General features: G+C 59.7%; 22 protein-coding genes, 1 tRNA gene and 1 pseudogene. 4 read left to right on the forward strand and 20 right to left on the reverse strand.

The window, feature by feature from the left end:
- Positions 1–9: 9 nt before the first annotated feature.
- The 6 genes and pseudogenes from aupA to rpsU form a co-directional block, all read right to left on the reverse strand.
- Positions 10–1,347: an alkane uptake protein AupA gene (gene aupA / locus R6W86_RS04485; RefSeq protein WP_410328187.1), complete on the reverse strand. Its 1,338-nt coding sequence runs from the start codon at positions 1,345–1,347 to the stop codon at positions 10–12.
- Positions 1,348–1,643: 296 nt separating this feature from the next.
- Positions 1,644–1,736 (reverse strand): annotated as a pseudogene (locus tag R6W86_RS04490) (PEP-CTERM sorting domain-containing protein); the annotation flags it as partial.
- Positions 1,737–2,460: 724 nt separating this feature from the next.
- Positions 2,461–2,537 (reverse strand) — tRNA-Ile (locus R6W86_RS04495).
- 95 nt (positions 2,538–2,632) lie between these two features.
- Positions 2,633–4,489 carry an RNA polymerase sigma factor RpoD gene (gene rpoD, locus R6W86_RS04500; RefSeq protein WP_410328188.1) on the reverse strand — a complete coding sequence of 619 codons (1,857 nt, stop codon included), beginning with the start codon at positions 4,487–4,489 and terminating at the stop codon, positions 2,633–2,635.
- Between the two features lie 119 nt (positions 4,490–4,608).
- Positions 4,609–6,339 carry a DNA primase gene (gene dnaG / locus R6W86_RS04505; RefSeq protein ID WP_410328189.1) on the reverse strand — a complete coding sequence of 577 codons (1,731 nt, stop codon included), beginning with the start codon at positions 6,337–6,339 and terminating at the stop codon, positions 4,609–4,611.
- Positions 6,340–6,502: 163 nt separating this feature from the next.
- Complete coding sequence (gene rpsU / locus R6W86_RS04510; protein ID WP_007153483.1) at positions 6,503–6,718, reverse strand: 30S ribosomal protein S21; 216 nt, start codon at positions 6,716–6,718, stop codon at positions 6,503–6,505.
- A 237-nt stretch (positions 6,719–6,955) separates the two neighbouring features.
- On the opposite strand from rpsU, the gene tsaD reads away from it, so the two are divergent.
- Positions 6,956–8,011: a tRNA (adenosine(37)-N6)-threonylcarbamoyltransferase complex transferase subunit TsaD gene (tsaD, locus tag R6W86_RS04515; RefSeq protein WP_410328190.1), complete on the forward strand. Its 1,056-nt coding sequence runs from the start codon at positions 6,956–6,958 to the stop codon at positions 8,009–8,011.
- 8 nt (positions 8,012–8,019) lie between these two features.
- Here the strand turns inward: tsaD and plsY are convergent, their stop codons facing one another.
- Positions 8,020–8,613: a glycerol-3-phosphate 1-O-acyltransferase PlsY gene (gene plsY / locus R6W86_RS04520; RefSeq protein WP_410328191.1), complete on the reverse strand. Its 594-nt coding sequence runs from the start codon at positions 8,611–8,613 to the stop codon at positions 8,020–8,022.
- 141 nt (positions 8,614–8,754) lie between these two features.
- On the opposite strand from plsY, the gene folB reads away from it, so the two are divergent.
- Both folB and folK (R6W86_RS04530) read left to right on the forward strand, forming a co-directional pair.
- The gene (gene folB, locus R6W86_RS04525) at positions 8,755–9,114 is read left to right on the forward strand and encodes a dihydroneopterin aldolase (RefSeq protein ID WP_410328192.1); all 360 of its coding nucleotides are present in this window, start codon (positions 8,755–8,757) and stop codon (positions 9,112–9,114) included.
- Positions 9,111–9,635: a 2-amino-4-hydroxy-6-hydroxymethyldihydropteridine diphosphokinase gene (gene folK / locus R6W86_RS04530; RefSeq protein WP_410328193.1), complete on the forward strand. Its 525-nt coding sequence runs from the start codon at positions 9,111–9,113 to the stop codon at positions 9,633–9,635. The genes folB and folK (R6W86_RS04530) overlap by 4 nt, the downstream gene beginning before the upstream one ends.
- Here the strand turns inward: folK (R6W86_RS04530) and pgi are convergent.
- From pgi to dksA, 11 genes are all read right to left on the reverse strand, one after another.
- A complete protein-coding gene (pgi, locus tag R6W86_RS04535) occupies positions 9,618–11,279 on the reverse strand; it encodes a glucose-6-phosphate isomerase (protein ID WP_410328194.1) in 1,662 nt (553 codons plus the stop codon). The two genes, folK (R6W86_RS04530) and pgi, sit on opposite strands and share 18 nt — an antisense overlap.
- A 27-nt stretch (positions 11,280–11,306) precedes the next feature.
- Positions 11,307–12,155, reverse strand: coding sequence for a pantoate--beta-alanine ligase (gene panC / locus R6W86_RS04540; RefSeq protein ID WP_410328195.1), 849 nt, complete (start codon positions 12,153–12,155; stop codon positions 11,307–11,309).
- Positions 12,152–12,946 (reverse strand): 3-methyl-2-oxobutanoate hydroxymethyltransferase, encoded by a 795-nt coding sequence (gene panB / locus R6W86_RS04545; protein ID WP_410328196.1) that lies wholly within the window; start codon positions 12,944–12,946, stop codon positions 12,152–12,154. The genes panC and panB overlap by 4 nt, the downstream gene beginning before the upstream one ends.
- Before the next feature lie 131 nt (positions 12,947–13,077).
- Positions 13,078–13,590, reverse strand: coding sequence for a 2-amino-4-hydroxy-6-hydroxymethyldihydropteridine diphosphokinase (folK, locus tag R6W86_RS04550; protein ID WP_410328197.1), 513 nt, complete (start codon positions 13,588–13,590; stop codon positions 13,078–13,080).
- The gene (gene pcnB, locus R6W86_RS04555) at positions 13,587–14,951 is read right to left on the reverse strand and encodes a polynucleotide adenylyltransferase PcnB (RefSeq protein ID WP_410328198.1); all 1,365 of its coding nucleotides are present in this window, start codon (positions 14,949–14,951) and stop codon (positions 13,587–13,589) included. Before pcnB ends, folK (R6W86_RS04550) begins: the two co-directional genes overlap by 4 nt.
- Positions 14,924–15,196 carry a hypothetical protein gene (locus R6W86_RS04560; protein WP_410328199.1) on the reverse strand — a complete coding sequence of 91 codons (273 nt, stop codon included), beginning with the start codon at positions 15,194–15,196 and terminating at the stop codon, positions 14,924–14,926. Before R6W86_RS04560 ends, pcnB begins: the two co-directional genes overlap by 28 nt.
- 433 nt (positions 15,197–15,629) lie before the next feature.
- Entirely contained in the window at positions 15,630–17,030 is a 1,401-nt protein-coding gene (locus tag R6W86_RS04565) for a sigma-54-dependent transcriptional regulator (protein WP_410328200.1), read from the reverse strand.
- Between the two features lie 7 nt (positions 17,031–17,037).
- Positions 17,038–19,995: an ATP-binding protein gene (locus tag R6W86_RS04570; protein ID WP_410328201.1), complete on the reverse strand. Its 2,958-nt coding sequence runs from the start codon at positions 19,993–19,995 to the stop codon at positions 17,038–17,040.
- The gene (locus R6W86_RS04575; protein WP_008940627.1) at positions 19,985–20,161 is read right to left on the reverse strand and encodes a hypothetical protein; all 177 of its coding nucleotides are present in this window, start codon (positions 20,159–20,161) and stop codon (positions 19,985–19,987) included. The genes R6W86_RS04570 and R6W86_RS04575 overlap by 11 nt, the downstream gene beginning before the upstream one ends.
- A 50-nt stretch (positions 20,162–20,211) precedes the next feature.
- Positions 20,212–21,084: a tRNA glutamyl-Q(34) synthetase GluQRS gene (gene gluQRS, locus R6W86_RS04580; protein WP_410328202.1), complete on the reverse strand. Its 873-nt coding sequence runs from the start codon at positions 21,082–21,084 to the stop codon at positions 20,212–20,214.
- A 56-nt stretch (positions 21,085–21,140) separates the two neighbouring features.
- On the reverse strand, positions 21,141–21,581 hold the full coding sequence (dksA, locus tag R6W86_RS04585; RefSeq protein ID WP_091997293.1) for an RNA polymerase-binding protein DksA: 441 nt from the start codon (positions 21,579–21,581) through the stop codon (positions 21,141–21,143).
- 176 nt (positions 21,582–21,757) lie between these two features.
- On the opposite strand from dksA, the gene sfsA reads away from it, so the two are divergent.
- Positions 21,758–22,489, forward strand: coding sequence for a DNA/RNA nuclease SfsA (gene sfsA / locus R6W86_RS04590; RefSeq protein ID WP_410328203.1), 732 nt, complete (start codon positions 21,758–21,760; stop codon positions 22,487–22,489).
- On the opposite strand, the gene R6W86_RS04595 is transcribed toward sfsA, so the two are convergent.
- Complete coding sequence (locus R6W86_RS04595; RefSeq protein WP_410328204.1) at positions 22,473–22,844, reverse strand: Rieske (2Fe-2S) protein; 372 nt, start codon at positions 22,842–22,844, stop codon at positions 22,473–22,475. The two genes, sfsA and R6W86_RS04595, sit on opposite strands and share 17 nt — an antisense overlap.
- A 20-nt stretch (positions 22,845–22,864) precedes the next feature.
- On the reverse strand, positions 22,865–24,442 hold the full coding sequence (locus R6W86_RS04600) for an AAA family ATPase (RefSeq protein WP_410328205.1): 1,578 nt from the start codon (positions 24,440–24,442) through the stop codon (positions 22,865–22,867).
- Positions 24,443–24,524 lie beyond the last annotated feature (82 nt).

Here is a 24,524-nt window from a genome sequence, read left to right on the forward strand (position 1 = left end):
TACCTCTCCTCAGAACTTCAGGGTGATGGAGCCGGCGACCACGTGGACATCGCCGTCGGCTTTCACGTTGGTTTCATTGCCGTCGAAATCCACCAGGGTAAAGTCACGCTCCTGTAGCTGCTGGTACTGGTAGCCGAGGTCAAGCCGGACCGGGTAGGCCAACAGGCGGGTGCGGTCGTAGGTGGCGCTGATGCCAAGGCCGATGACAAGCTTGTCGGTGTCGAGGTAGTTGATTTCCGGATTGCGGGTGGATTTGAGAGGGGATTCCTCATAGGCCAGGCCGCCGCGCAGTGTGAAATTCTTGTTGAGCTGGTACTCACCGCCGATACGTGGAATCAGGATGTCGTTGAATTCGATGCGGCTGGCGGCCGCCACTGAACCCTGATCCTTGATGCTGTCGGCCGCGAACTCATCTTCCAGTTCGGACCAGTTCTGTTGCTCGATGCTGCCGCCAATGCGCCAGTTCTCGCCCTGGTACTGGGTGCCAATACCGAAAGTTTCCGGCTGGAAAGAGTCGATGGTTGACACGGCAAGGCTCAAACCAGGCTCAGGAATGGTCTGGGTGACGATAATGTTGGAGTCGATCGTGGTAGAGGCAGAGGATTTCGTCCGGTAAATGAGGGCAGATTCCCAGCCATCCAGGAAGCATTCGCTGTCCGGACAGAACGTACTTCCCAGATCAATATTTGTACCGAGGATGGTTTTCAATGAGGGCTCTGCATTCACGGAGAGACGCTCTCGGGTGGTCTCGCCGCCCAGTGTGGACACGGCGTAGAGATTTGCGGTTGCATCCAGTGTTACCCGCACCGAGGCCCCTGCGGAAATCCCGCGCCAGATTTGCGTGGCGCCGCCAATGTTGAGAAACAGCGGTTCCTTGCCGTATTGGAGGAACTGACCGGTTTCAGTGGTTTGGGAACTGAATGCGAGCATTTCCTTGCCGTACTTTTCAACACCGGCGATAAAACCCAGGTAGATCGGGTGATCAAAGCGGGTCAGGGAGCCAACGTTGGTCTTCATGCCGATGAGGACATGTTGGCTAGGGGACTTGGAGAGAACGTCGCCATCTGCGTTGGGATTGGCAGAACGCAGCTCCTGTTCGGCGTGAAGGATGCCTGCCGTCAGTTCACCGCGGGTATCCTTCGTCAGGTACGCCGGGTTGTAATAGGTGGCGGATACCTGGTCGTTGAACATGGACAGGGACTGGGCGGTGGCAACGTCAACCGGCATTACACCATAGGTGGTGCCGAGGTTGCCCATGCTGGCAGTGGCGGAAAGCGAAACACCTGCGGAGACCGCAGCAATTGCAAGGGACATGGCCCGTACTGAAAACCGGGGGGTAGTTACCATTGATACACTCCGTTATCTCGTTGTTTTTGTCCGTGCGCCGGTGCTTCCTGAGGGCGGCGCCAGGTTGGTTCAGGGTTGCAGTGTATGTGGCTTGTCTTTTCGGGACTTTGGCTTTTTTGACAAAGATCAATGTCCGTAGAACCACGTATATATGACGTCAGGTCTAAAAGTTGTCGGAATACATGGCCTTATCAGGTTTTGGCGTGTTTGTTTTGGTAGCGGTTGTTTCTTTGCGGGAACAAATAAGGCTCCTCATGGAGGAGCCTTGAAGGGGTGTAAAGAAAGTTGACTCTTGCTTACGAGGCTTTGTTTTTCCGGCGCGCGAGACCAAGACCAATAAGGCCGAGGCCGAGCAGGGCGATGGTTCCGGGTTCAGGCACGGTTACCGTGCCGCCGTCAAATTCGGTCACGTGGCTGAGTTCCAAATCTTCAAGCTTTTGAGTCCCGAAATGATCCGCCAGATCGAAAACCCCCCAGAACAGACTGGCCACATTCTGGAATAATATTGATGTTTGAGCATCCTTGACCAAATACCAGCTTGGGCCGCTATTTAGTTCGAATGCAATGATTGATGTTTCACCATCAACGACAGTGAAGCTTGTATCTTCGGTTTTATCGGTCAAAATTACGTCAAAACCGAGGAAGTCCGATACCCAGTCAGTTTCCGCTGCCTCACCGGAAAGTACGCCGGTTTCGTCGAGGTAAGTGTCAAGGCCCCCGACGTTGGTGGCGCCGCTGTCGATATAGTAGCCGAAGGCGGTTCCACTGACCGTCAGTGCAGCTGTTGCTCCAATGCTTAACAATAGGTTCTTCGTTCTCATGTCTGAAACTCCCTTGCCATTTTAAGTGGCTTCATGCCACCAAACTCTCGACTTTTCCATTTCGGAGAGGTCTTCACTACCAGAAGCAAACCCCGCGCCATATTCTCAGGGTTTTGATAATCCGACGATTTTTCTGGACGGGGTAATGAGTATAAGTTGGAGATGTAAAAAACACTGACGTAGGTGAGGAGTAGGATTCTGGATGGTCGTGAGAGAGCGGTGCCAAATGGCTTGGAATACCCAAGAAGTGCGGGCTGGAAATACTCTCGATTAAGGTAGCGGGGGAGTAAGGTGGTGGGCCCAGCTGGACTCGAACCAGCGACCAAGGGATTATGAGTCCCCTGCTCTAACCAACTGAGCTATAGGCCCATACAGCAGATACTGTCAGGAAGGCTTTCCAAAGGAGGAAACAAAGCGGGCGCCATTATACCCATGAGGGTTGGCGCCCGCTAGCAGTGTTGGGCTTATCCGTTGCCCTGGTCGTCAATAAAGCCGCGCAGGTGGTCGGAGCGTGACGGGTGGCGCAGTTTGCGCAGGGCCTTCGCCTCGATCTGCCGAATCCGCTCGCGGGTGACGTCGAACTGCTTGCCGACTTCTTCCAATGTATGGTCGGTGTTCATCTCGATACCGAAGCGCATGCGCAGTACCTTGGACTCCCGGGCGGTAAGGCCGGCCAGTACCGAGCGGGTGGCTTCCCGCAGGCCTTCGGCGGTGGCGGAGTCCACCGGGGAGAGTGCCTGGATGTCCTCGATGAAATCCCCCAGATGGCTGTCTTCGTCATCTCCGATCGGGGTTTCCATGGAGATCGGTTCCTTGGCGATCTTCAGTACCTTGCGGATCTTGTCCTCGGGCATGTCCATGCGCTCGCCCAGCTCTTCCGGAGTCGGCTCACGGCCCATCTCCTGCAGCATCTGACGTGAGATGCGGTTGAGCTTGTTGATGGTCTCGATCATGTGCACCGGGATCCGGATGGTGCGGGCCTGGTCCGCGATGGAGCGGGTGATGGCCTGCCGGATCCACCAGGTGGCATAGGTGGAAAACTTGTAGCCGCGACGGTACTCGAACTTGTCCACCGCCTTCATCAGGCCGATGTTGCCTTCCTGGATCAGGTCCAGGAACTGCAGGCCACGGTTGGTGTACTTCTTCGCGATGGAGATAACCAGACGCAGGTTGGCCTCAACCATCTCTTTCTTGGCGCGCCGGGCCTTGGCTTCACCGATGGACACGCGACGGTTGATTTCCTTGATGTCGGCCACATCCAGATCCACTTCGGTCTGGACATTCTGGATGCGCTTCTGCAGGCGCACAATCTCATCGATACGTTCGCCGATCGCAGCAGCGTAGGGCTTCTTGCTCTTGGCGATCTTCTCGGCCCAGTCGAGGTTGGCCTCGTTACCGGGGAAGGACTTGATGAAATCCTTGCGCGGCATTTTACAGTCGCGCACACAGATCTGCATGATAGCCCGCTCGTTCTCACGCACCAGGTCGTTGGTGGAGCGAACAACATTCACCAGTTCCTCGAAGGCCTTGTTTGCCAGTTTGAACGGCGCGAAAACCTGGCCGAGCTCGTTCAGGGCGTCCTGGGTTTTCTGGTTGGAACGGCCATATTTCTCCAGTGCCTTGTCGGCGGCGTCCAGTTTTTCTTTCAGAAGCTCGAAACGCAGCCGGGTCTCTTCCGGATCCGGACCGTTGTCGTTGTCATCATCGCTGGAGCTGTCGTCGTCATCCGAGTCGTCAGAATCCGTGTCTTCAGTGCTGGTTGCTTCCGGGGCTGCGGGCTCTTCGGCCATGAACGGTTCGGCATCATCCGGGTCCAGAAAACCGGTGACGATATCGCTGATGCGGCCTTCGTTCTCGATAATGCGGCCGTAGGCCTGAATAACCGTTCCGGCGGTTCCGGGGAAGTGGGCCACGGCGGCCATGACGTCCCGGATACCTTCCTCGATGCGCTTGGCAATAACGATCTCGCCTTCGCGGGTCAGCAGTTCCACGGTGCCCATTTCACGCATGTACATGCGGACGGGGTCAGTGGTGCGGCCGGCGTCGGTTTCCACGGCGGCGAGTGCGGCAGCAGCTTCGGCAGCGGCGGCTTCGTCGGCGGTGGAATCACCTTCGGTCATCAACAGGGTATCGGCGTCGGGAGTTTCCTCGCACACCTGGATACCCATGTCGTTAATCATGCGGATGATGTCTTCGACCTGATCGGGGTCGGCGATGTCTTCCGGGAGGTGGTCGTTTACCTCGGCGTAAGTCAGGTAACCTTGTTCTTTGCCTCGTGCAATGAGGTCTTTCAAACGTGATTTTTGCGAATTGCCTGACATAGACACCCTGTGAACTCGCTTTTAAAAGGAAAAAAGTTAAACAGCCATTATAGCTGTCACGTTGTTGCTCTGCCACCGACTGTTTAGATTGTGGCCAATCGGTTAAGTTTCAAGTGCGGTTATCCCTGTGTGCCGCCGCTCAGCTCCCGAAGTTCGTTGCGTTCCTCGGCGGAGAGGTTCGCGAAGTTCCTCAGTAGCGTTGCCAGCCGCTGCTGACGCGAGGATTCCTCGCTCGGACTGATCAGCTCGCGGGCCGAGGCCAGCGTGCTTTCCCGTGAGGGAATGTGCTCGATACCATCGAATAGATGGTAAAACCGGTCCCGGGCCTGTTGGTCCAATGCCAGCGCACCTATCAGTTTGCTGCGGTCCCGGATCCCCTTGTCCATGATCCAGGCAGCCAGGCTCATCGCCTGGGGAAACTGCCGAGATTGCCGGGCCAGTTCGCTGACCTCGGTGGCCAGTTCCGGTGCTTCAACCAGCGCCAGGCAGAGCGTGCTGTCCTTGTTGAGTTTAACGTTCACCCGCTCTTCTGTCGGCCGGTCCCGGTACTCGCCGTTTCGCCATTTGCCACGCTGCTGGGGCTGGCGGTTTTGCCATTGGTTGCGGCCTCCGCACAAGCGCAGCATTTCATGCCACATGGCATCCCGGAGGGTGCTGCGGGGCATTTTGTTCAGCAGCGGTTCCACTCGTGCGCGCAACTCCCCCCGATGTTCGGGTAACTGCAGGTCCAGACTCTCACTCTGCCGGTCGAACAGGTAGCGGGACAGGGGCGTGGCGCCTTCAATCCGTTTCTGGAACGCTTCCGTGCCTTCCTTGCGAATCAACGTGTCCGGATCCTCGCCCTCCGGAAGCATCAGGAACTGCAGATGCAGTCCATCCGCCATCAGTTCCAGGGCATTCTCCATGGCTCGGTCGGCGGCCCGGAAGCCGGCGTTATCACCGTCGAAGCAGAACACCACGTGCCGTACCTGTTTCAGCAGTGCCTGCAGGCTGTCCTGGTTGGTGGCGGTGCCAAGTGTGGCAACGGCGTAATCGATGCCGTACTGGGCCAGGGCGATGACGTCCATGTAGCCTTCCACCACCAGGAGCTTGTCCAGCTGGCGGATGGCCTGGCGGGCCTCGAACAGCCCGTAGATTTCCCGGCTCTTGTGAAAAACATCCGACTCCGGAGAGTTGATGTACTTGGCCTTGTCATCCCCCAGGGTCCGCCCACCAAAAGCTACGGTCCGGCCCCGGGTATTGCGGATCGGGAACATCACCCGGTTGCGGAAAAGGTCTCTTGGCCGCCCGTAACGGTCCGATACCGTGCCGGTCTCGATCAAGGGGCCTTTCAGGTCCTGTGCCGCCGCGTCGTAAAGTGCCGTCCCGGTACCGGGGGCGTAGCCCAGTTGGTAGCGTTCCATGATCACGTCATCCAGACCGCGCTGCTTGAGGTAGTCCAGGGCATAGTTGCCGGCCGGACTACGCAGGGCGTTACGGTAGAACTGGTTGGTAAAGTCGAGCGCGTCGGTCAGGGTCCGGGCCTGCTGCATTTCCTGGCGCGCAGCCAGGTCGTAGGGCACTTCCAGCCCGGCCCGCCTGGCGAGTTCTTCCACAGCCTCGGTAAAGCCCAGGCCTTCGAATTCCCGCACAAAACTGATGGCATCGCCATGGGCGCCACAGCCGAAGCAGTGATAGAAACCCTTGTCCGGTCGCACGTTGAAGGATGGTGTTTTTTCATCGTGGAAGGGACAGCAGGCCTTGTAGTTGGCGCCAGCTTTCTTGAGGGTGATCCGGGACCCGATCAGTTCCGCAAGGTCAATGCGGTCCAGCAGGTCTTCAACGAAGCGTTGAGGGATCAGTCCACTCATGGAGACTCCAGGTCTGCCGGCTCGTCAGTGCCGGTACTTCAGGTGTTGGCCATAGCCAAAAATGCCGCCGAAGCCAGGCCTCGGCGGCATTTTGAATCGCTCTGTGCAGCCTGTTGCTGACAGGCAATCAGTGCTTTGCAGTCAAGCGGCGTCTGGTTGTAGCTTAGTACAGACGCTCGAACTTGCGCTGTTCCCGCTGAAGCTTCTTGAGATGACGCTTAACGGCAGCGGCTGCTTTGCGCTTGCGAACAGCGGTCGGCTTCTCGTAGTGCTCACGACGACGCACTTCAGACAGTACACCGGCCTTTTCGCAGGAGCGCTTGAAGCGACGCAGTGCTACGTCAAACGGTTCATTCTCTTTCACTTTAACAGCTGGCATTCGAAAATCACCTACCTGATAGATTCGGTTTCCATTTGCTCCGCACGGCCATGCCTGTGCGGCTCGATACCTGGTCAGATTGGCTAAAACTCGACCAGTGCATAATTTAGGGCGGCAATAATAGCGCCTGGACGATGGCAAGGTCAATGTTTGTTCGATGAAACTGCCTTCCGGTTTCGGGTTTCTGCTAAAATGCGCTCCGTTCTCATTCACGGCAACCTGACGCGGCCCCATTCTATGCTAATCCTCGGTATTGAAACCTCCTGTGACGAAACCGGCGTGGCTCTGTTTGACACTGAAAAGGGCTTGCTGGCCCACGCTCTGTTCAGTCAGATCGACATGCATGCTGACTACGGTGGTGTCGTGCCGGAACTGGCATCCCGGGACCATGTGCGCAAGCTGCTGCCCCTGTGTGATCAGCTGATCGCGGAAGCCGGGTGCACCCGCAAGGATATCGATGGCATTGCCTATACCGCCGGCCCAGGACTGGTGGGCGCGCTGATGGTGGGTGGCTCGGTGGCCCATGCTCTGGGTTTTGCCCTGGGTGTACCGGTACTGGGTGTCCATCACATGGAAGGGCACCTGCTGGCACCGATGCTGGAGGATAACCCGCCGGCGTTCCCGTTTGTGGCGTTGCTGGTGTCCGGTGGCCACACCCAATTGGTCCGGGTCGATGGTATCGGTGAGTACGAGATGCTGGGTGAATCGGTGGATGATGCCGCCGGCGAGGCCTTTGACAAGACCGCCAAGATGCTGGGTCTGGATTACCCGGGTGGCCCCCGCGTCGCCGCTCTGGCGGAGAAAGGGGTACCTGACCGTTACCGATTCCCTCGCCCGATGACGGATCGGCCGGGCCTGGATTTCAGTTTCAGCGGGCTCAAGACCTATACCCTCAATACGGTGAACGCAGCCATGGATGCTGGTGAATTTTCCGAGCAGGTGAAGGCCGACATCGCCCTGGCATTCGAGACTGCAGTGGTTGATACCCTGACCATCAAATGCCGGCGAGCGCTGGAGCAGACTGGTTGCAGGCGCCTGGTGATTGCCGGTGGTGTCAGTGCCAACAAGCGCCTGAGGGCCCGCCTCGAGAAAATGGCGCATAAACTCCATGCCTATGTGTTCTACGCCCGCCCGGAGTTCTGTACCGATAACGGCGCCATGATTGCCTATGCCGGGGCCCAGCGAATGCGGGCGGGTCAGCGGGATGGCGAGCGCATCGTGGCCGTTCCCAGATGGCCCATGAATACCCTGCCACCAATCAACGAAGCCCGCGCCAACGGGTTGGTGGACTGAGAAAGCGGTCAGAAACCGGCTTCGCGCCCCTGGGCGAGCCGGATCAGGTTATTGCGGTGCCGCACCACGATCAGGATGGTCAGCAGCCCGAACAGGGGCAGGGTTTCCGGCTCGATCAGGGCGCTGATCAGCGGGCCGAAGGCGATCGCCACCAGCGAGGCCAGAGCCGAGATACGCCAGCGCCACATCACGCCAGCCCAAATCGCCGCCATGATCAGGGTTGTGACCGGTGCCAGTGCCAGGCCCGCGCCCAGGGCGGTGGCGACTCCTTTGCCGCCCTTGAACCGGTAGAACAGGGGGATCATGTGGCCGGTGACCGCGCACAGGGCAACCACCGCCTGCACCATCGCTGAGAACCCGGCAACGTGGGCAATCCACACAGGCAACCAGCCCTTGAATGCATCGAGGGCAAGGGTGACCAGCGCCGGAGCCCAGCCGCCGTTACGATACACATTAGTGGCGCCGGGATTGCCTGATCCAAGGGCCCTCGGATCGGGCAGTTTCCAGAGCCGGCACACCGGCAGCGCAAACAGAACCGAGCCGAACAGGTAGGCAAAGGTGCAAAGTGCAACGGTGGCGACGGCTGGGCTGGTCAGATCCATGGTGTCAGTCCGGAGGCGGAGACGAGTCGGTGCAATCTGTGCGAAAATGCCGGCCCGTTTGCCACTGGCCAGCCCGATCACAGTATCCGGTGGTTGTGTGCATTTCAATCAGCAAAGAGTGGAAGACTCCGGGAGATCCCCTTGGCAGACAGTGTCCTGATCGAAGGTCTGGCGGTAGAAACCGTCATCGGCGTTTATGACTGGGAACGGGATGTGACGCAGCAGATCCTGGTCGATCTCGACATGGCCTGGGATAACCGCGGGCCAGGGCTGTCCGACGATGTTGCCGATGCTCTGGATTACGCGGCGGTCAGTGAGCGGGTGACCCGGTGCCTGCAGGAGCTGAAACCACAGCTACTGGAACGCGCCGCAGAAGTATTGGCGGATCTTTTGATAAAGGAGTTCGGGGTAGGGCAGCTGACGCTGACCCTGCGCAAGCCCGGTGCGGTACCGGCGGCCCGGTCAGTGGGTGTGCGAATCGAACGGGGAAGCAAACAATGACGGCAACAGCCAGGGTCTACATCAGCATCGGTACCAATATCGATCGGGAACGTTACGTGACTGCGGCACTGGATGCACTGGCGGACTGGTTCGGTAACCTGCAGATTTCCCCGGTGTACGAGAGCGAATCGGTCGGTTTTGACGGCTCCCCCTTTCTGAACCTGGTGGTGGGGGTGGATACAGACCTCGGTGTTGGTGAGCTGTCCCGGCGCTTCAAGCAGTTGGAGGCCGAGAACGGTCGCCGGCGCGATGTGCCGAAATTCAGTGCCCGGACCCTGGACCTGGATATCCTGACCTACGGCGACCGCACCGGCATCGTTGATGGCGTTGAATTGCCCCGGGGCGAAATTATGAAGAATGCCTTCGTGCTGCGCCCGCTGGCAGATATTGCGGCGGATGCGGTGCACCCTGTCTGCGGCAAGAGTTACCGGGAGCTCTGGAGGTCGTATGACACCGGCCAGAAGCTCTGGCCGGTGGATTTCGTGTGGCAGGGACGGAAGATCTCAGAGACCGTTGGCTGAGCGGAACTTGCGGATCAGCTGGTCGGTAGAGCTATCACCGGCAGTGCTGATGGCATCCTGGCTGAGTAGCTTTGCCAGAATACCCTTGCCTAGCTGTTTGCCAAGCTCCACGCCCCACTGGTCAAACGAATCAACATCCCAGATCACGCCCTGAACAAAGGTTCGATGCTCATAGAGTGCGATCAGTGCCCCCACCGTTTCCGGCGTGACCGTCTCCATGATCAGTGTGTTGCTCGGTTTATTACCGGGAATCACCTTGTGAGGCGCGAGGGCTTCAACGGTTTCCTCGTCCAGGCCCTCACCAGCGAGTTCTGCCCGGGCTTCGGCCAGGGTCTTGCCGGCCATCATCGCCCGGGATTGACTGAGGCAATTGGCAAACAGGTCCGCATGATGGGTCGCCACCGGATTGTGGGTCTTCAGGGGAATGATGAAGTCCGCGGGAATCAGTCGGGTACCCTGGTGGATCAATTGGTGATAGGCGTGCTGACCGTTGGAGCCAACTCCGCCCCAGAGCACCGGGCCGGTCTGGTAATCCACGGGCTGCCCCGCCTCGGTCACGCTCTTGCCATTACTCTCCATGTCAAGCTGCTGCAGGTGGTCCGGAAGGCTGCGCAGATAATGGTCGTAGGGCAGTATGGCGTGGGTTTCGGCATCCCAGAAATTGTTGTACCAGACACTGAGCAGGCCCATGACCACGGGCAGGTTGCGCTCCAACGGTGTTTCCCGGAAATGGCGGTCCATGGCGTGGGCCCCGGCCAGCAGGGCCCGGAAGTTGTCCATGCCGACGGTGAGGGCCACGGGCAGGCCGATGGCTGACCAGAGGGAATAGCGGCCACCGACCCAGTCCCACATGGGGAAAACATTGTCAGCATCAATCCCGAAGTCCTCGGCCGCCGGAACGTTGGCGGTTACCGCCATGAAATGCCGGGCGATGGAAGCTTCGTCACCGCCATTGTCCAGGAACCACTGCCGCGCCACCTTGCTGTTCTCCAGAGTTTCCTGGGTGCGGAAGGACTTGGACTGGATCAGGAACAGGGCGGTTTCCGGATTCACCTGGCGGAGCGTTTCGCAGATGTCGGTACCGTCGATATTGGCAACGTAATGGCACCGCATGCTGCCTTGCCAGAAGGGCTTCAGCGATTCTCCCACCAGCTTGGGGCCAAGGTAGGAGCCGCCGATCCCGATACTGACCACATCCGTGAAGACCTTGCCAGTGAAACCGGTCCTCGATGCATCCAGAACTCCGTCGACAAAGGCTTCCATGCGGTCCAGGGTCTGTTGCACCTCGGCAACCACATCCACGCCATCGATCAGGATGGATTCATTCCCCGGATGGCGCAGCGCCGTATGCAGGGCAGGCCGGTTTTCCGTGATGTTGAGCTTGCCGCCGCTGAGAAGCTGATTGCGCCGCTCTTCCAGGCGACAGCTGCGGGCCAGGGCCATCAGTTCCGTCAGGGTCTCGTCCGTGACCAGGTTCTTGGAGAAGTCCAGGCTCAGGCCGGCGCCTTCGATGAAGTACCGGTTGGCCCGATCCAGATCCTGCGCGAAGAGTTCCCGCATGCTTATGCTTCGCAGCTTGTCCCGCCGCTCGTTCAGTGCCTGCCATTCGGGTTTCGAGGTCAGTACTGCCGGGTGTTCGGGCATCAGGGGATCCTTTTTCTTGTATGAGAGTCAGCGGGTCACCGACAGGTTGTCGATCAACCGGGTGGTGCCCAGGAAGGCGGCCACCAGGATAGTCAGTTCATGGTCGTCCGGCGAGGCCGGCTTGAGCGTGAGACTGTTCACGATGTTGAAATAATCCGGTCGCAAGCCGGCAGCGCTCAGTGACTGTCCGGCTTCGCCTTCCAGCGTGTGGAAGTCAGTACGGCCATTGGCGAGTTTTTCCGCAGTGGCTTCCAGCGTCCGGAACACGACGGGTGCAATCTTGCGCTCCTCTTCGGAGAGATAGCCGTTGCGGGAGCTTTTAGCCACTCCGTCGTCTTCCCGGACGGTGGGGGCGCCGATGATTTCCACGGGCATGAACAGGTCGCGGGTCATCTTGCGGATCACGGCGAGTTGCTGGAAATCCTTCTCGCCAAAGACCGCAAGATCCGGTTGCACTATGTTGAACAGTATGGTTGCCACGGTGGCAACGCCCTCGAAGTGCCCGGAACGGCTGGCACCACAATGGCCGTCACTGACTTCCGGCACGATCACCTTGGTCTGCTGGGCCAGGCCTTCGGGGTAGATCTCTTCCACCGGCGGTGCGAATACCAGGGTGTTGCCGGCTGCTTCGAGCTTTTCCTGGTCTTCGGCGAGGGTACGTGGATACTTGTCCAGGTCCTCGTTCGCTCCGAACTGCATCGGGTTGACGAAGATGGTGGTCACCACCACGTCTGCAGACTCGGCCGCTTTGCGCACCAGGGATATATGACCCTCATGGAGGTTCCCCATGGTGGGGACCAGCCCGATGGTTTTATCCTGCCGGCGGTACCCGCGCAGGATGGTGCGAAGTTCTTTGAGCGAATGGATTGTTCTCATGCCTTGAACGTATGCTCCTCAGACGGGAAAGTACGGTCACGAACCTGCTGAACGTAATCAGCAAGAGCCTCCTGAACGGAGTCGGACTCGGCCAGGAAGTTTTTCACAAAACGCGGCTTGCGGCCGGGAGTCAGCCCCAGCATATCGTGTACCACCAGCACCTGGCCGTCGGTTTCAGAGCCGGCGCCAATGCCGATCACCGGCGCCTTGACGGCCTGGGTGATGCGGGCTGCCAGCGGAGCGGGGACGCATTCAAGCAGAATGATATCCGCACCCGCCTCCTCCAGTTCACAGGCGTGCTCGATCATCATTTCTGCGGCCTTTTCATCGCGGCCCTGTACCTTGTACCCACCGAACTTATTGACGAACTGGGGAGTCAGACCCAGATGGGCGCAGACGGGGACACCTCGTTCACTCAGGGCGCTGATGGTGTCCTTCATCCAGTCCGTGCCTTCCAGCTTGACCATGTGCGCCCCGGCACGCATCAGCTCCGCGGCATTCTCCAGGGCCGCCTCCACCGTGCCGTACGACATGAATGGCATGTCGGCCATGATCAGCGAGCCGCGGTTTCCCTTGGCCACGCAGTTGGTGTGGTACACCATCTGATCCATGGTGACCGGCAGGGTGCTGTCATTGCCCTGAAGCACCATGCCCAGGGAGTCGCCGATCAGGATGACATCAACGCCGGCTTCGCTGACGATCTGGGCAAAGGTCGCATCATAGGAGGTCAGGGCAGAGAAAGCCTCGCCGTTCTGCTTGTATTCCCGCAGGGTATTGATGGTAACAGCCATAGAATCCTAGCCTTTTGGGTGGATGGGCGTGGACTGCGCCGTGGTTCCGGCATTCAGGTGCTAAGGGTAATCCGGGGGTATGCCTGAGGCAATAGTATCACGGAGCGTCGGGAATCGGGGGTGCCCGGCTTTCACTCCGGAGCGAAGGGCTCTCGCGGGATCGGTGGCAGTTTGCGAAGGCCGTTGTCCGGGCAGGTTTGTCTGAGCTCAGCCACTGTGCGGCCGTCCGGCAGGGTCAGGTCGGGATTGAGATCCAGTAGTGGCTGGAGGGCAAAATCCCGGTTGGCCAGCTCGCGGTGGGGTACCACAAGCCGTTCGTCGTCCAGCGTTTCCTGCCCGAACACCAGAATATCCAGGTCCAGGGTTCGTGGCCCCCAGTGGCGCAGGCGCTCCCGCCCGTGGTCCTGCTCAATGGCCTGCAGGTGATCCAGGAGGGCATGGGGTGTCAGATCCGTTCTGAGCCACACGGCGCCATTGACGAAGTCCGGCTGATCCTGAGGGCCTGCTGGTCGGCTGGCATAGAAGGGGGATTGGGCGACCAGTGTGGTTTGTGGCAGTGCCGCGAGTTCGGCGACTGCCCTGGCCAGCTGGGCAGCGGGGTTCTCCATATTGCTGCCCAGTCCGATGAACACTTCAGTGGTCATTGCGCGGCCTGGCGCTTCACCGGCTTGCGACGGCGACGGCGTTTCTTTGGAGCGTCGCTGCCCAGTTGAGACAGCATGCGTTCCTGGCCCCGTTCATCCGCCTGCTGGAACTCCGTCCACCATTGCCCCAGTCCCGGTTCGATCTCGCCGGCCGCTTCCCGAACCAGCAGGAAGTCGTAGGCTGCCCGGAAGCGGGGGTGGGCCATGGTGCCAAAGGCCCGTTTGCCCTGGCGGCGTGGCAGGCGCATCTGCAGTTCCCAGATTTCCTTCATGGGACCGGAGAAGCGCTTGGGTATGGAGGTGGCCTGCACCTGGCGGCCGATGACCTTGCCTATGGCGCCGTGGAGAGCTGGTTGTACCGGGTCGCCGTTATCCTGGCGGCGGAGCCATTCGACCTGAAGGGCGGGCCAGAGCATGGCTGCAAACATGAAATAGGGGGTGACGGACTTGCCCTGTGCGATCCGCGCGTCGGTGTTGCTCAGGGCCTGGCGGATCAGGTCATCCGGCTCGCCGGCCTCGATGGCCTTCACTGTTTCCGGGAACAGCGGTGCCAGCAGGTTGTACTCGTTGAGCAGGTCGTAGGTTTTTTCGCCATGGCCCGCGGAAAACAGCTTCAATACCTCGTCAAACAGGCGCGCTGGCGGGATATGGCTGAGCAGAGGAGCGAGTTCGCGGATCGGCGCCTCGGTTTCCGGTTCAATCTCGAAATCCAGCTTGGCGGCAAAGCGGATGGCCCGGAGCATGCGCACAGGGTCTTCCCGGTAACGGGTTTCCGGGTCGCCGATCAGGCGGATCTGCCGGTTACGCAGGTCCTCGATGCCATTGGCAAAGTCGATCACGGTGAAGTCGCGGATGCAATAATACAGGGCGTTAACCGTGAAATCCCGTCGCAGCGCGTCTTCTTCCTGGCTTCCGTATACGTTGTCGCGCAGCAGCAGGCCGTGCTCGCTGGTCCTGCGATCATCGTCCGTGCTGTCCTCATCCGCGTCGTTGGCATTGCCGCGGAAGGTGGTGACTTCAATGATCTCCCGGCCGAACACCACGTGGACAATGCGGAAACGGCGACCGATCAGGCGAGAGTTGCGGAACAGGTCGTGGACTTCTTCCGGGGTGGCATTGGTGGCAATGTCGAAATCTTTTGGCTTGCCGTCGAGCAGGATGTCGCGAACGCCGCCGCCGACCAGGTAGGCCTCGTAGCCGGATTTGTTCAGACGATGCAGGACTTTCTTGGCCGGCTCGCTGATCACGGAACGCGAAACATTGTGCTGGTCCCGCGGGATCTCCCGCCGCTGGTAGGTGCGAGGCTTTTTCCGTCCGCCGGGGATGAAAGATTTTATTCTGTCGACAAGTCGTTTAGGCATTGAAATCCGTATTTGCGGTGAGCAAAAACCGAGAGTTTAACGGTTTGGGCAGGATTTGCACACGCCAGATAATCAAAAGGCGGATCCGTTTGCACGAATCCGCCCTGAAAGCGTTGACGATCTGCATTGTTTTTATTGTTGCCGGGATTTTTCTTCGTTTTTGTACCCCACTGTGTGCCTCCAAGTACGGAGGATCTCAGCAGTGCAAACGGAAAGCTTTGAATACACAGAGCGGTCAGGGACATCGGGCGAGTCTGTCAGCAGATGCGGTGTCGTCTGGAAGGCGATTCTTCTCTACATCTACAACTCACACGTGCCGTGGGACCACTAAAAAGCAAAGTACCCAAAACACTCAGTTCGCTCACGTTCCGTTTTTGTTTTTGTCACCGAACGTCTTCCTGCAGCTTTTTGTATTTGTTTTGACGCTGCGTTTGCCACTTCTTGTTTTTGTTGTTGTGCGCTTTATAGATAGCAGAGCGCGTGCCAGTTTTTGAAAATCTTGTATTAACAGTATGTTACGGTTTTGAAGGAAATAGGTGTTACCCCGTACTCCCGATAAGTGTTACTGGGATCACAGTTGTTCCGAGCGGAGTGTTACCGTGGGGAACATGGGGTAACAACTGAGTTCGAATTCACCCTTTGGTCCGGGCCGACATGGAAAAGGGCCAATGGCCCCGATCAGTTGCTGGTTTTCTTGCGCGGTATCCCCAGCCGCTGGCGTCTTTCCCACAGTGACTTCCGGCTGATACCCAGCTTCTGGGCCAGCTCCGTCTCGCTCATCCGGTCCTGGTTCTCCAGGACGAAATGCTGGAAGTAATCCTCCAGGGACAGGTCGCTGGCGGAGTCCGCATCCCGCGAAGGGGGCTGTTCGTTGTTGCCCTCCACCAGGGTCTCGGGGATGTGCTCGTCGCCCCCTTCGCTATCCAGGTCGAGCAGGAATGGTGTAATCACGTCCTCGTCACACAGGATGGTGGCCCGCTCTATAGCGTTCTCCAGTTCCCGGACGTTGCCCGGCCAGCGGTGCCGCTCCAGGACTCGCATGGCTTCTGGGCTGAGATTGAGGTTCGGCTTGCCCATTTTCTCGCCCTGACGCTTGAGGAACTTTCGTGCCAGGCCAAGGATGTCACTCCGGCGCTCGCGCAGGGGCGGGATCCGGATCTGCATCACGTTCAGCCGGTAGTAGAGGTCTTCCCGGAACTCGCCGGTACGGGTCATCGCCTTCAGGTTACGGTGGGTTGCCGCGATCATGCGCACGTTGACCTTGCGGCTCTGGGTGGAGCCGACCTTGCGGATCTCGTTTTCCTGCAGGACCCGTAGCAGCCGGGCCTGGGCCTCGGCCGGCAACTCGCCGATCTCATCCAGAAACAGGCTGCCGCCGTCGGCTGCCTCAATCAGACCGGTACGCGCAGATACGGCACCGGTAAAGGCGCCTTTTTCGTGGCCGAACAGTTCTGATTCGATCAGGCTCTCAGGAATGGCTGCGCAGTTCACCGAGATCAGTGGTTTTGATGCCCGGGGGCTGAGCAGGTGCAAGGCGCGGGCGGCAAGCTCCTTACCGGTTCCTGACTCCCCCTGGATCAGTACCGTGGTTTCCGTCGGTGCTACCTTGCGGATCAGGGTGAACACCTTTTGCATGGCCTCGCACTGGCCAAACATGATGTTGGCCGGGTCGCTTTCCTGGGGTTTGTCACCTGCGCCCTTACCGTTTTCGGAGTCGGCATCGGCAGGCCCCTGGCGCGCCAGGATATTCTCGACCGCTGCGAGCATTTCATCATGGTCAAAGGGCTTGGCGATGTATTCGACGGCACCCATTTTCATGGAGTCGACTGCCGAGCGCAGGCTGGCATAGCTGGTCATGATAAGCACCGGCGTGTTGGGCGCACGGTTGATCAGCTCGGTGCCGGCCGCACCGGGCAGGCGCAGGTCGGAGATGATCAGGTCAAACTGATCCGGTTCATGGTTTTGCTCGGCTTCCTCCACCGACCTGGCGTCGGCCACTTCATAGCCGGCATGCTGCAGCAGTTTGCGCACGGCGGAACGAATGATGTCTTCATCTTCTACAATCAGAATGCGGGGCATAACTGTTTCAGGACCTTTCGTTCTGGCTGGAAGAGGTATCGTCGGCTTCGGCCCAGTACGCCGGGAGCCTCAGGCGCACACAGGTGCCGGTCCCGGTATTCGCCGGACTCTCGACCTGGATGTTGCCGTAGTGTTCTTCGACGATGCTGTACACCAGGGACAAGCCAAGGCCTGTGCCCTTGTTGGGGGCCTTGGTGGTGTAAAAGGGCTCGAAAATATGGTCGAGCTGGTCTTCCGGGATACCCGAGCCTTCATCAATGACCTCGATAATAGCGGAGTAGCTGTCGCCGTTTCCACTGACCCTGATGGTACCACCCTCGGGTGAGGCATCCCTCGCGTTGGCGAGCACGTTGACGAACACCTGTACCAGGCGCTGTTCATCGCCGAGCACCAGCAGATCCTCAGGCACCTCGTTCAGATAGTGGATGCCCATACCCTTGTCGCTCAACGACAGTAGATTGACGGACTCCTCCACACAGCGATGAATGGATACCGGTTCATAGCGATTGGCATGGGCATGGTTGCCCGTCCGGGCGAAGTTCATTAGCGACTGCAGGATGGCGGAAATTCGTCTGGTCTGTTGCTGGATCTGTTCAGCTGTGTCCAGGATGTCCGGGTTATCGGTTTCCAGTTTCAGGTTTTGGGCCAGCGAGGAGATCCCGGTGACCGGATTGCCAATTTCGTGGGCGACCCCGGCGGCCAGTCGGCCCACCGAGGCAAGCCGCTCGCTGTGCATCAGTTCGTCTTCCAGCAACCGCGTTTCGGTCTGATCTTCCACCAGGATGATGCTGCCGCCCTCAGGGTGATCCGGCCCGCTCAGCGCCGCCTTGTGCAGGTTCAGCCAGTGCGGCTTGCCGCGCAGGTCCAGGCGATGCTTGTAACGGTGCAGTTCCTTACCCCGGTTGAAATCCTCCAGCAACAGGTGCCAATGCTCCGGCAGGGCCATCAGTCGGGCTCCCACCACGTCGTCGGCGGTGATGCCGGTCAGCTCTTCCATTGCGTGATTCCACATCAGGATCTCGCCATCCTCACCGACGGAACAGGCAGGGATCGGGAGATTCTGCAGAGTCTGGCGGTAATGCCGGCGCAGGTTGTCCAGTTCGCCGGCCAGGCCGGTCAGCCGGTTCTGGTAGTCCCCGAGTGCGCGTTCCACATAGCGGATGTCCTGGCCGGTATTGCCCCTGGCCAGGGGCTTGAAGCCCAGGTGGCGGTGCACCATGTCCCGGGCCACAGACGGGCCGAGCAGGCCGGAAAGGTTGATCTCCACCTGATCGCGCAAGCGTCGGAGCTGGTAGGGGCGATATTCAATATTGGGCAGTTTCAGCTGTGCCAGAGCCCTTTCCACTTCCCGTCTGGCCACGCCATAGCCCAGAGGATCCGCGAGCTGGCGGATGAATTCGGTGGAGGAACCGGCCAGCAGTTCACGCCGCTGGGGCCGCGACAGCGCGCCCATGGAGCAGGCCTGGGCGGCACTGGTTTCCTCGGCCGAGCTGGCGCTGAGAATGGAAAACAGGCCAAAGACGGTGACATTCGCGGTGATGCTGATAAACGTGAAGATGTGCCAGTTGCTGTAATCCGGAACCAGCGGAACGTTGAACCAGGCCAGAGGGTTGATGGTGTGGGAGAAGGGCAGAACCAGGGTTGCCAGCCAGATGATCAGTCCGGTAACAAGGCCGGCAATCAAACCGCGCCGGTTACCCTCTGGCCAGTAGATGACGCCAAGAGCGCCGGGCAGCAGTTGGAGCATCCCCGATAGCGAAATGGCGCCCAGGATGGCCAGGTCCAGCTCCTGGCCCACGGTTTCATGAAACAGTAGGGCAAAGAAGATGATGACCGCGATCAGCAGACGCTTGACCCATTGCAGCCAGCGGTAGATGTCCGCCTGGTCCCGGGGTGTCTTGACCGGCAGCACCACGTGGTTGAGGACCATACCCGCCAGCGCCAGGGTACTGACAATCATCAGGCCGCTGGCGGCGGACAGACCGGCAATATACATAAGCAACGACAGCAGCGGGCTGTCCAGGGCCTGGGCGACACCAATGGCGTAGAAATTCGGCTCGATACCCACCCCCAGAACCTGGCCACCCCAGAGAATCACGGGAACTGGCAGCGCCAGGAGCAGGAGGTAAAGGGGCAGGCCCCAGCTGGCCTTGGCCAGGGATTTGGGTGACGGGCTCTCGCTGAACGTCATGTGGTACATGTGGGGAAGTACCAGGGCGCCCGCGAACGACATCAGCATCAGGGCGCGCCAGCTGCCGTCGTTTATGGCCAGGGTCATGGTTCCGGTGGCGGCCTTGTTGGCAGCCAGCCAGGTATCGAGACCCTCCATGCCTTCAAAAACCTGAAACAGGATCACGCCGCCAAGGGTCAGGAGTGCGCCCACTTTTACCAGGGAGTCGAAGGCGATGGCCAGCACCAGCCCCTGGTGGTTTTCCGAATTCTGGTTGCGGCGGGCGCCGAACAGGATGGCAAACAGCAGCACGATCAGGCAAAACAACAGGCTCATTGCCTTGGGCGAACTGTCCGGGGCGAGGATGCTGGCTGAGACTGCCACTGCCTGGATCTGCATGCTCAGCAGGGCCAGAATGGCCGCGCCGGAACAGAGGGTCACCAGGGTTCCGGCCCACTGGCTCCGGTAACGGTAGGCAAATAGGTCGGCCAGGGAGGTCAGCTGGTAGGCCCTGGCGATGCGCATGATCGGATTGAGCAACACCGGTGCCAGCAGGAAGGCGCCACTGATGCCGAGGTAATAGGCCAGAAAGCCGTAACCGGTTTCAGCGGCCATGCCGATGGCTGCATAGACCGCCCAGATACCGGCATAGACGCCAAGGCTCAGGGTGTAGACCAGGGGATGCCGTACCCACTGTTTGGGCAGCATGCCCTGTTCGGTAATCCAGGCCACACCGAAAAGCAGGAGCAGGTAAACCAGGCTGGCCAACACCAGGCCGGTGGCACTAAAACTCATTGGGATCCCGTCGCCATTCAAGCCAGAACCCGATGGCGATCAGTCCCGCCCAGATGACGTAGGGGCTGTACCAGACGTTGCCCGGCGCAGTCCACCAATCCAGGATGTTGGGAGAAAAAATGTATATGGCCAGAACCAGCAGAAAGACCAGACGGTAGATGTACATCAGGCTCAAGGTCCGCACTGAAGTGTAAGAAGGGCTTTATACCATGCCTGTTAGCGGGCTGTCAGGTGGATTGCCTGCCGGCGCCAGTGCCGGAAGGCCCAGGCCAGGATCTCATCCGGAGTTGATGCCTGCAGTGACGCCGGTGGTTCCTGGCCGAGGGCGTCCAGTGCGCGGAACAGGTTCTCGGATGCCCGATTGTCGTCAAGCGCGGGCGCGTGGGACTGTTTGCTGAGCTTCTGGCCCTGTTCGTTGAGGATCACCGGTATGTGCAGCCACCGGGGTGGCTCGGCACCCAGGGCCCGAAAGATCTGTTGTTGCTGGGCGGTCATGTCGAGCAGGTCCGAGCCCCGGACTACGTCGGTGATTGCCTGGTCGATATCATCCACCACCACGGCCAACTGGTAGGCGTAGAAGCCCTCCTTGCGCAGGATGACCGGGTCGTCGAGTTCTGCCTGCACTACCTGGTGTCGCGGGCCAAGCAGCTCATCCTGCCAATGGCACTGCTCGTCGTGCAGGGAAAACCTGACGGCAAAGGGACGGACGCCCGGTTGGAGCCTGGCTTCCCTGCAGTGATGCGGGTGCCGGCCGCCATTGGCCTGAAGCTCCTTGCGGGAGCAAGGGCAGCGATAGGCGTGTCCGGTTGCCAGCAGCCGGTTGATGGCATCCTGGTAGGCGTCATGGCGTCGGGACTGGAACCGGATTGGCTCGTCCGGAAACAGGCCGTGGGCTTCCAGGCTTCGGAGAATCTGGCCGGTCGCCTCCGGAGGTTCCCGGAGCGGGTCCAGGTCTTCAATGCGAATCAGCCACTGGCCGCGGTGGACCCGGGCTTCGACATAGCTGGCGACAGCGGTAACGAGGGAGCCGAAATGCAGTGGGCCCGTTGGGGAGGGTGCGAAACGGCCCCGGTAGCGTGGATTGGCCATGGGAAAGTCAGTCTGCCGGTCACCTTGCGGTTACCGGCAGACAGCTATTGTCGGGATCAGATGCCCGTCTGGCGCTCACGGATCTCGGCGAGCGTCTTACAGTCGATGCACAGGGTGGCGGTGGGGCGAGCCTCAAGGCGACGGATACCGATCTCGACACCACACTGATCGCAGAAACCGTAGTCGTCCTTGTCGATCCGGTCGATGGTCTGGTCGATCTTCTTGATCAGCTTGCGCTCACGATCACGGGTACGCAGTTCCAGGCTGAACTCTTCCTCCTGGGTTGCGCGATCACTGGGATCCGCGTAATTTGCTGCGTCTTCCTGCATGTGGTGCATGGTGCGGTCCACTTCTTCCATCAGCTCCTGTTTCCATTGCAGGAGCAGATCCTTGAAGTGCTGCAACATCTCGGCACTCATGTACTCTTCACCCTTCTTCATTTCATAGGGGGTGAAGTTGGTAAAACGTTCGCGTGACTGTTCTGCAGTATTTGCCATGGTACCCGGCCTCTTGTTTGTACTTCACAAGAACGCTTTGCTTCCCATCGTGCCAGCCAGAAGGCTGTGCGATTGTACCCTGGATGAAGCATTCGTCCTGAATCGGGAATTTGCGGAAAATAGCAGATTAGTTACGGGGGTGCCAGCCTTGTGACACTGACTTTTGCGGAGATGACATGAAGTTTTCTGAACCTTTGGTCGAAGGCCGGCTTATTCGCCGCTACAAGCGCTTCCTTGCGGACATACGGTTGCCCGACGGCACCGAAGTCACGGCCCACTGCCCCAATACCGGTTCCATGCGCGGCTGCCAGCCGGAAAACGCCAGGGTCTGGCTCAGCGAGAGTAACAATCCCAAGCGCAAGCTGAAGTATACCTGGGAGCTGGTGGAGACCCGGCCCCGAGAGTTGGCCTGCGTGAATACCGCCAGACCCAATGCCCAGGCCAGGCATGCGATTGAAGCTGGCGTGGTGTTGGAGCTGGCCGGGTATGCCGAATGTCGATCGGAAGTGAAGTACGGCGGGGAGAAAAGCCGTATCGACCTGCTGCTGTCCGGTCATGCCAGCCGGCCAGATGCCTGGGTGGAAGTGAAGAACGTAACCCTGGACGAGGACGGGGCCGGATATTTCCCCGATGCCATCACTACCCGTGGCCAGAAACATCTGCGCGAGTTGATGGGGCAGGTGGCGCGGGGCGAGCGCGGGGTCCTGTTCTTCGTGGTCAATCACACCGGCATCGACGAAGTGCGGCCTGCCGACCACATTGATCCGACCTACGGCCGGCTGCTCCGGGAGGCGGTTGCCGCCGGCGTCGAAGTGGTCGCCTATCGGGCCGCGCTGGTGAATCCTGAAGGTGATCCTTCGTGCAGTCTGGCACTGAGCGGTACCATTCCGGTCAGTCTGGAAGCCTGATCTGCCACTGGCCGTCCTCTTCCCGCAGCTCGAGCGCGGTCAGGGCATCGCCCTGGCAGGGACCGGCGATGCACTCGCCGGTGCCGGTCTTGAACAGGGCGCCATGGGTGGAACACTGGAGGAAGAGGTTGTCCGAATCCATGAACCGGCCGGGCATCCAGTTAAGCTCGATGCCAAGGTGCGGGCACTGGTTCAGATAGGCCCGAGGCTGACCGTTATCGAGAAACAGGAAGCCGGTGAGGGGCATCCCTGCCGGCTCCTGCGCCTTGACAGTCAGCCGGAACTCGATGAACTTGCCCGGCTGCAGGTCTGCGGTGGGGCAGACCGATTGCCAGGGATTGGTACTTTCTGACATGGAAAACCTTCGCTGCTCCTTCAGTGACTCTGCAGACCGAAATGCTGGCGGATGCGGTCCGCCACCGCCTCGGCCACGTGCTCCTGACCGGTGTGCAGGTGAATAGTGTGGGCCTTCTCCATCGTCGTCAGCGGCTCGAACCAGCTTTGTTGGGCATCCAGCAGTTCCTCGGTGGCCTCGGACGCATCCCCGGAACGGCTCCGGATCCACTGCCGGCGCAGGTCCTCGGGGGCTTCGCAATGCAACAGGGCAAATGGCACGGCCTGCTCTTCGGCCACAGCGGCAAACAGGTCCCGCTCACTCTGCTTCAGGGAGGCGGCATCAACCACCACCGGAATGCCGGCGGCCAGGAGTTGGCCTGAGAGGTCGGCCAGGCGCTGGTAGGTCCGGGTTGTGGCCTCCGGCGTGTAAAGGCCTTCTCCTGTGTCGGACTTGCTGTCGGCCAGCGGCCCGAGACCATGCAGACGCTTGCGCTCGACGTCGGAGCGCAGCCGGATCAGCCCCAGTTCCCCCGCCATGGCTGCACTGACGCAGCTTTTACCGCTGGCTGACAGGCCGGTGGTGGCTAGCATGTACCGGTTTGGAATGGTGCTGTAATCCTCGGCCAGTTGCGCGTAGCCCCGATAGCGCTGCATCAGCTCAGCCTTTTCTTCCTCGCCCAGATCCGGGTTGCCCAGGGTGAACAGGGCAATCTTGGCCCGGACCATGGCGCGATAGGCCTTGTACAGGGGCAGCAGCGGCAGAGCTTCGAAGTCGCCCCGATATTCCAGGTAGGTGTTCAGTACCCGGTTGGCAAGCGCCGGTTCATCGCGGGATTCCAGATCCATCAGCAGGAAAGCCAGGTCGTTGATAACGTCGATCCAGCGGAACGGCTCGTTGAACTCGATGCAGTCGAACACGGTGACCTCGTCCTCGAACACGGTGATGTTGGCGAGGTGAAGGTCGCCATGGCACTCACGAACGTAGCCGTTGTCGTGGCGCCGGGCGATCAGGTCCCGGTGCCGTTCAAAGGTGGTCCGGGTCCAGGCTTCGAGGTTGTCCAGCTGGTCCAGCAGGGCTTTGTCGTCGATCAGTGGGCGGATCTGGTCGAAATTCTCCTGCATGGCAGAGTAAACCGCTTCCGGAGTGCCCAATGGTTTGTCCTCCGCAATGGGAGGTAACTGTTCGTGGAATTCAGCCGCCTGCCGGGCCACGCTGGTGAGCAGTTCCGGTGTCAGCTGACCACGTTCCTGCAGGCGATCGAACAGCTTGTCCTGGTCGAACTGGCGCATCCGGATCGCGTACTCGAAAGGTGCTCCGTCTCCGCCGATAACCGGCCGTGCCGGGGTGCCGGTGATAGGAAGTACTTCCAGATAGAGCTTGCTGGCCAGCCGGCGGTTGAGCCGGAGTTCTTCCTCGCAGAAGTGCTTGCGCCGCTCCAGGGTGGAGAAATCGAGGAAGCCGAAGTCCATGGGCTTCTTGATCTTGTAGGCGTAGTCGCCGGTGAGAATGACCTGGGAAATGTGAGTTTCGATCACCTGGAAATCCCGGACAGGGTGGTCATACAGCGCCGGATTCTGCAGTGCCTGAATCAGCGTATTGCCGGACGTCTCGCTCACGGTGTTCTCCTCGCATTCCCTGAACTCGTTGATTTTTGAAGCCCTATCATAACGGGCAGATTACAGAAATAACACACAGCGG

Source organism: Marinobacter sp., assembly GCF_046484525.1.
Classification (GTDB): domain Bacteria; phylum Pseudomonadota; class Gammaproteobacteria; order Pseudomonadales; family Oleiphilaceae; genus Marinobacter.

Coding starts and splice junctions, on each gene's coding strand:
- panB (WP_410328196.1), bottom strand. CDS start 12,946: ATGGCTGTTACCATCAATACCCTGCGGGAATACAAGCAGAACGGCGAG.
- aupA (WP_410328187.1), bottom strand. CDS start 1,347: ATGGTAACTACCCCCCGGTTTTCAGTACGGGCCATGTCCCTTGCAATT.
- tsaD (WP_410328190.1), top strand. CDS start 6,956: ATGCTAATCCTCGGTATTGAAACCTCCTGTGACGAAACCGGCGTGGCT.
- R6W86_RS04565 (WP_410328200.1), bottom strand. CDS start 17,030: ATGCCCCGCATTCTGATTGTAGAAGATGAAGACATCATTCGTTCCGCC.
- gluQRS (WP_410328202.1), bottom strand. CDS start 21,084: ATGGCCAATCCACGCTACCGGGGCCGTTTCGCACCCTCCCCAACGGGC.
- R6W86_RS04560 (WP_410328199.1), bottom strand. CDS start 15,196: ATGTCCCTGACCGCTCTGTGTATTCAAAGCTTTCCGTTTGCACTGCTG.
- dksA (WP_091997293.1), bottom strand. CDS start 21,581: ATGGCAAATACTGCAGAACAGTCACGCGAACGTTTTACCAACTTCACC.
- R6W86_RS04575 (WP_008940627.1), bottom strand. CDS start 20,161: ATGTACATCTACCGTCTGGTCTTTCTGCTGGTTCTGGCCATATACATT.
- dnaG (WP_410328189.1), bottom strand. CDS start 6,339: ATGAGTGGACTGATCCCTCAACGCTTCGTTGAAGACCTGCTGGACCGC.
- plsY (WP_410328191.1), bottom strand. CDS start 8,613: ATGGATCTGACCAGCCCAGCCGTCGCCACCGTTGCACTTTGCACCTTT.
- folK (WP_410328197.1), bottom strand. CDS start 13,590: ATGACCACTGAAGTGTTCATCGGACTGGGCAGCAATATGGAGAACCCC.
- R6W86_RS04595 (WP_410328204.1), bottom strand. CDS start 22,844: ATGTCAGAAAGTACCAATCCCTGGCAATCGGTCTGCCCCACCGCAGAC.
- rpsU (WP_007153483.1), bottom strand. CDS start 6,718: ATGCCAGCTGTTAAAGTGAAAGAGAATGAACCGTTTGACGTAGCACTG.
- R6W86_RS04570 (WP_410328201.1), bottom strand. CDS start 19,995: ATGAGTTTTAGTGCCACCGGCCTGGTGTTGGCCAGCCTGGTTTACCTG.
- sfsA (WP_410328203.1), top strand. CDS start 21,758: ATGAAGTTTTCTGAACCTTTGGTCGAAGGCCGGCTTATTCGCCGCTAC.
- rpoD (WP_410328188.1), bottom strand. CDS start 4,489: ATGTCAGGCAATTCGCAAAAATCACGTTTGAAAGACCTCATTGCACGA.
- folK (WP_410328193.1), top strand. CDS start 9,111: ATGACGGCAACAGCCAGGGTCTACATCAGCATCGGTACCAATATCGAT.
- pgi (WP_410328194.1), bottom strand. CDS start 11,279: ATGCCCGAACACCCGGCAGTACTGACCTCGAAACCCGAATGGCAGGCA.
- pcnB (WP_410328198.1), bottom strand. CDS start 14,951: ATGCCTAAACGACTTGTCGACAGAATAAAATCTTTCATCCCCGGCGGA.
- panC (WP_410328195.1), bottom strand. CDS start 12,155: ATGAGAACAATCCATTCGCTCAAAGAACTTCGCACCATCCTGCGCGGG.